The organism is Pyxidicoccus caerfyrddinensis, assembly GCF_010894405.1.
Classification (GTDB): Bacteria; Myxococcota; Myxococcia; order Myxococcales; family Myxococcaceae; genus Myxococcus; species Myxococcus caerfyrddinensis.
This window is the reverse complement of sequence record NZ_JAAIYA010000068.1, coordinates 1-5,659: the sequence shown is the minus strand read 5'-3', so window position 1 is coordinate 5,659 and position 5,659 is coordinate 1. Positions and strand designations below refer to the sequence as shown.

At 68.4% G+C, this 5,659-nt stretch carries 5 protein-coding genes; 4 read left to right on the top strand and 1 reads right to left on the bottom strand.

Going from position 1 to position 5,659, the window contains the following annotated elements:
• Window positions 1-426 precede the first annotated feature (426 nt).
• Both G4D86_RS51375 and G4D86_RS51370 read left to right on the top strand, forming a co-directional pair.
• Complete coding sequence (locus G4D86_RS51375) at window positions 427-1,374, top strand: hypothetical protein (protein WP_164003045.1); 948 nt, start codon at window positions 427-429, stop codon at window positions 1,372-1,374.
• 197 nt (window positions 1,375-1,571) lie between these two features.
• Window positions 1,572-2,030, top strand: a complete 459-nt coding sequence (locus tag G4D86_RS51370; RefSeq protein ID WP_164003044.1) for a DUF3060 domain-containing protein — start codon at window positions 1,572-1,574, stop codon at window positions 2,028-2,030.
• Window positions 2,031-2,270: 240 nt separating this feature from the next.
• On the opposite strand, the gene G4D86_RS51365 is transcribed toward G4D86_RS51370, so the two are convergent.
• Entirely contained in the window at window positions 2,271-2,759 is a 489-nt protein-coding gene (locus tag G4D86_RS51365; protein WP_164003043.1) for an Lrp/AsnC family transcriptional regulator, read from the bottom strand.
• 64 nt (window positions 2,760-2,823) lie between these two features.
• Here G4D86_RS51365 and G4D86_RS51360 point away from each other — a divergent pair, with 64 nt between their 5' ends.
• Window positions 2,824-4,929, top strand: a complete 2,106-nt coding sequence (locus G4D86_RS51360) for a M3 family metallopeptidase (RefSeq protein WP_164003042.1) — start codon at window positions 2,824-2,826, stop codon at window positions 4,927-4,929.
• Window positions 4,930-5,075: 146 nt separating this feature from the next.
• A partial coding sequence (locus tag G4D86_RS54200; protein ID WP_338050658.1) for a DUF1611 domain-containing protein occupies window positions 5,076-5,659 on the top strand: 584 nt, incomplete at its 3' end.

Sequence of the window (5,659 nt, the reverse complement as noted above, 5' to 3'; positions counted from 1 at the left end):
ACACGCGCAACTGGACGCCAGCGGGCTCCGTCCGCCTTGGCCCCTCTCCGAACCTCACCCCGGCAGTGCAGGAGATGAAGCGCACCGGCTGAACTCTCTCACGCGACAACTACCTTGACGCTCACCGCGTGTGCCTGCTGGAGATGAAAGGCTTCTGCGCCGGCCCGGCCTGCGGCTCATGGGCTCCCCGTCAGCGTCCCTCACCTCCCGCTCTGCTCCCGCCTGCTACCCCCAATCGCGCTCCTGTCCTTCCTATGCTCAACGCCTCACAGCGTCCTGACCGTCCACCTCGTCGACCGGGAGGGCGAGCCCACCGCCACCGCGAGAGACGAGGTCCTGGCGTTCTTCCGAAAGCGCCTCCTGGCGTAGGCATCTCCGCTGTATCCTCGCAACTCCTTGCCCGAGCGCGAGGAAGGAGAGACGTCCATGGCCTCGAATTCCGGTACTCCGCTTCACGTGGTTATCCATGCCGTCAACATGCACGGCGATTCGCTGCTGCAGGACCCCAACGTCCTGGGTGTGGCGGTGGGCCACAAGATGGTGGGCGGACAGGACACCGGCGCCCCGGCGGTGGCAATCTTCGTCGCGCGGAAGGTGCCGCCCGCGACGCTGCCTTCGCGCGTGCGGCTGCCCACGAAGCTGTCGGTTTCCGGTCTGGACGTCCCCACCGACCTCATCGAAGCGGCGGGGCCGTTCTACCAGCAGGCCAACGTCTCCAACGAGTTGCCGGCGCATCCGGGCACCAGCATCGGCGAGCTGAGCGTCACCGCGGGCACGTTCGGCGCGGTGGTCTATGACAACACGGACGGCTCTCCGCGCATCCTGTCGAACAACCACGTGCTCGCCGCCAACAACGCCGCGCCCATGGGCTCGCCCATCGTCTACCCGGGCCCCTACGACGGTGGCGTGGCGCCCGCCAACACCCTCGCCAGGCTCTCCAGGTTCGTCCCCATCATTTCCGCTGACCAGGGCTCGAACATCGTGGATGCGGCGCTGGCGGCCCCCATCGACGCGTCCACCATCGACAACACGCCGCTCAACAGCGTGCCCGCGCCCAGCAAGGCGCATCCCGCCGTGGGTCTGCTGTGGGGCGGTGACGGCGTCAGCCTGAGCTTCTACTCACCCATCGACACGGTGCTGAGCCTGCTCGGCGTGCGCTTCGCGACCTCCGACTGCACCCAGGCCCCCAGCATCGGCATGCAGGTGCAGAAGACGGGGCGCACCACGCAGCGAACCACGGGCAGGGTCACCCACCTGAATGCCACGCTCAAGGTGGGCATCCCGGGCATCGGTATCGCGGTGTTCAGGAACCAGTTCATCACCACCCTCATGTCCCAGGGTGGCGACAGCGGCGCGGTCGCGGTCGGTCTCTAACCACGATGGCAGCCCCCGGACGCGCGGGACGTCATCCACTGGCACGACTCCGTAGTACCGCGGAGGCCCGGCTGGCCCCTCCCCCACCGGTCGGGTAACCAGGGCGGGTGAATACATGCGACGGGAACCGGATGTTCCGTCCGGGTGGAGCGCGGCACACCTCGCCCATCCGCGGTCCTGAGCCTGAGGAGACACCCATGTCGAAGAACGGACGTTCGCTGGTGCTGTCAGGGTTGGTGGCATGCCTGCTGGGAAGCCCGCTGGTGGCGGGGGCCCAGGGCAGCAACAAGGCGGGCAAGGACGGCGGCACGGCGGCCCAGGACGCGGCGGCGAAGGCCATGGCCCCCCAGCCAGGCCCGGACGCGTCATCGGTCCAGACGAACGCGGAGGGCCGGCTGCAGATCAGCGGCGCCATGCGGAAGGAGGCCGTCAGCTGCAATGCCGGGCAGGGCGTGGACATCGCCGGCACCAGCCATGACTTCCAGCTGTCGGGCGAATGCGGCGACGTGGTGGTGTCCGGCAACAACAACAAGGTGAAGGTGGAGACCGCCAAGGCCATCACCGTCATGGGCGTGGGCAACAAGGTGACGTGGAAGCGGGGCGAGCCGAAGCAGGAGACGCGCGGCACGAACAACTCGCTCACCCGAGAGAAGTAGTCCCGCGTGTCCTTGCTGCGCCGGCCCGGCGTGCGGCTCATGGGCGACCCGTCAGCGTCCCTCACCTCCCGCTCTGCTCCCGCCTGCTACCCCCAATCGCGCTCCTGTCCTTCCTTCTGTGAAGCGGCACCTGCTACCCGTGCAACCTCTTCCCCCAGTCCTGCACACCGCCAGAAGCCTGACGCCGTACCTGATGTACCGGGCCTCCCTCACTCTCGAGTGCGGGAGGCTCCGGCGGAGTCAGCGCGGAGGGATTCCGTCGCCGTGCGCATGGTCCACCGGCAGCCCCAGGCGCGTGTATGAGAACACCAGCGACGTCTCGATGCGGCTCACCTCCGGCCGGCTCGTGAAGGACTGGATGGTCAGCCGCCGCAGGTGGTCGGTGTCCCGGCACACCACGTGGACGAGGAAGTCCGTGGTGCCGCCGAGGCAGTAGACGGCCACCGTTTCCGGCAGCGAGCGCAGGTGGTCTCCGATGTTGCCGAAGGCCTCGCCGACGTGGAGGCGGAGCTGGACGGCGATGAGCGCCTGCAGGCCGAGCCCCAGTGCGTTGGCGTCCAGGTCCGCCTGATACGCCTTGATGACGCCGTCCGCCTCCAGCTTCCGCACCCGCGTGAGGCACGAGGAGGGCGCGAGCCCCACCTGCGCGGCCAGCTCCTTGTTGGACAGCCGAGCATTGTTCTGGAGGGCGGTCAGAATCGCGCGATCGATTCGGTCGAGCTGGGGCATTGGGGCCTCCCGGGCGAATTCCATTCGATGGATGGACGGCAGTTCGCACTCCTATTCTGTTTTCATGACCAAGGACAGAATCGGCGCGTTCGTCTTCCTCGTGGCGGGCCTGGCGTCCGCAGCCCCGGCCACCCCCGCCAACCCGCTGCTGGAGCCCTGGACGGGTCCCCATGGCGGAGTGCCGCCCTTCGACCAGGTGAAGGTCGAGCAGTTCGAGCCGGCGTTCGAGGTCGCGATGGAGGAGAACCGGCGCGAGCTTGCCGCCATCCTCCGCGCGAAGGATGCCCCCTCGTTCGAGAACACCATCGCCGCGCTGGAGGACGCGGGCCGGACGTTCAACCGCGTCTACGAGGTCTACAACGCCTGGTCCACGGTGATGAACACGCCCGACTTCCAGCAGGTCGAGCGCGCCATGGCGCCCCGGCTGGCGGCATTCTGGGACGAACAGTCACAGGACCTCGCTCTCTACCAGCGCGTCCAGGCCGTGCATGACTCGCCCGAGATGGCGCGGCTGACGCCCGAGCAGCAGCGCCTCGTCCAGTATTACTACCGGGACTTCGCCCGCTCCGGCGCGAAGCTCGAAGCCCCGGGCCGCAAACGCATCGCTGAGCTCAACCAGCGACTCGCCGCCCTCTACACGTCCTTCACGCAGAACGTGCTCGCCGACGAGGCGAGCGCGGTGGTCATCGACAACGAGACGGACCTCGCGGGGCTGCCGGAGCCTCTGCGCAAGGCAGGAGCGACCGAAGCCGAGGCTCGCGGCCTGAAGGGTCGCTGGGTGGTGTCCAATACGCGCTCGGCCGTGGCGGACTTCCTCACGTACCTGGACAACAGGGCGCTGCGGGAGAAGGTGTGGCGCAACTACGACAGCCGAGGCGACCACGGCGACGCGCACGACAACAACGCCATCGTCAGCGAAATCCTCTCACTGCGCGCCGAGCAGGCCCGGCTGCTGGGCTTCCCAACGTACGCGCACCGGCAGCTCGAGGGGACCATGGTGGCCACGCCCGAGCGCGCGCTGAAGCTGCTGATGGACACCTGGGCCCCTTCTGTCGCCCAGGTGCATGCGGACGTCGCCGCGATGCGGGCGCTGGCCCAGCGCTCCGGACAGACGGAGGACATCGCTCCGTGGGACTACCGTTACTTCGCGGAGAAGGTGCGCAAGGCGAAGTATGACTTCGACGACACCGAGGTGAAGCCCTACCTCCAGCTGGAGAAGCTGAGGGAGGGCATGTTCTGGGTGGCCGGCGAGCTGTTCGGCTACACCTTCGCCCCCGCGGTCGGCGTGCCCGTCTACCACCCGGACGTGCGCGTCTTCGAGGTGAAGGACCGCGCCAGCGGGCGTCACGTGGGGCTGCTGTACTTCGACCCCTATGCGCGCCAGGGCAAGTACAACGGCGGCCAGACCGACCCGTACCGCATCCAGGAGCGGTTCCGGGGAGAAGTCACTCCCATCGTGTCGAACAGCATGCCCTTCGTGAAGCCAGGGCCCGGCGAGGTTGCCCTGGTCGGCTGGCGCGACGCGCAGACGCTCTTCCACGAGTTCGGCCACGCGCTGCACGTGCTGAGCTCCAACGTGTCCCATCCCTCCTTGAGCGGCGGCCGCGTGGTGCGCGACTACGCGGAGTTTCCGGGCAAGCTGCTGGAGCGCTGGGTGGCGACGCCCGAGGTGCTGGGGCGCTTCGCGGTGCACTACAAGACGGGCAAGCCGATGCCGCCGGCCCTGCTGGCGAAAATCCAGAAGGCCGCGACGTTCAACCAGGGCTTCTACCTGGTGGACTTCCTCATCTCCGCGCTGGTGGAGATGAAGCTGCACCTGACGAAGGAGCAGCCCCTGGACCCGGACGCGTTCGAGCGCGACACGCTCCAGCAAATCGGAGCCCCGGCGGAGGTCGGCATGCGCTTCCGGATGCCGCACTTCACCCATGTCTTCGCGGGCAGCGCGTACGCCGCCGGCTACTACACGTACCTCTGGGCGGACGTGCTGGCCGCCGACGCGTTCGAGGTCTTCAGGCAGGCCCGGAGACTGCACGACCCCAAGCTGGCGGCACGGCTGCGACAGCACGTGTTCTCCGTGGGCAACACCGTGGACCCGTTCGAGGGCTACCGCGCATTCCGCGGCCGGGACGCCACCAGCGACGCCCTGATGCGCGAGCGAGGCATCCGCTGACACAGGTGCGCCGGGTCCGTCATCAGCACTGGGGTGACGGGGCCTGACGGCCGCACAAGCTGGCTCGTCACCGCAAGTACGCTGTCGCTCAAGCAGGTGCGCAGGAGGCGAGCGCGGGGCTTGAGGCAGCGGCCAGGAAGGAGCGGATGAAGCAGAGGACACCGCGAGTGGACTTACGCCGAGTTGCTCAGCAGGACGTTCGACGTCGACGTGTTCGCCTGCATGAGGGGTGGAGGCAGGCGGCGAGTGCTGGCGTACGTGAAGGAGGCGGGAGGGGTGCGAGCGATTCTGGAGCACCGGGGCCTGCCCACTGCAGGTGCGAGACTGGCCCCGGCGCGCGGGCCTCCCCAGGCCGCGGGGTGTTGAAGCTCAAGCCGCCACAGCCAGCCAAGACAGCCAGGCCCCTGCCTCTCCCCTCCTGGGAAGGCGGCCTGGGCTGGGCAGGCGTGTGTCTGCTGGAGATGAAAGGCTTCTGCGCCGGCTCGGCGTGCGGCTCATGGGCTCCCCGTCAGCGTCCCTCACCTCCCGCTCTGCTCCCGCCTGCTACGCCCAAGAGGGCTCCTGTCCTTCCTATGCTCACGAAGCGCCCGGGCCTGCGGCTCCTGACGGTGGGCACGGACTGCTCGGTGGGCAAGAAGTACACGGTGCTCGCGCTGGAGAAGGAGATGCGCGCGCGCGGCCTGAAGGCGGACTTCCGCGCCACCGGGCAGACGGGCATCTTCATCTCCGG

Coding starts and splice junctions, on each gene's coding strand:
- G4D86_RS51375 (WP_164003045.1), top strand. CDS start 427: ATGGCCTCGAATTCCGGTACTCCGCTTCACGTGGTTATCCATGCCGTC.
- G4D86_RS51370 (WP_164003044.1), top strand. CDS start 1,572: ATGTCGAAGAACGGACGTTCGCTGGTGCTGTCAGGGTTGGTGGCATGC.
- G4D86_RS51365 (WP_164003043.1), bottom strand. CDS start 2,759: ATGCCCCAGCTCGACCGAATCGATCGCGCGATTCTGACCGCCCTCCAG.
- G4D86_RS51360 (WP_164003042.1), top strand. CDS start 2,824: ATGACCAAGGACAGAATCGGCGCGTTCGTCTTCCTCGTGGCGGGCCTG.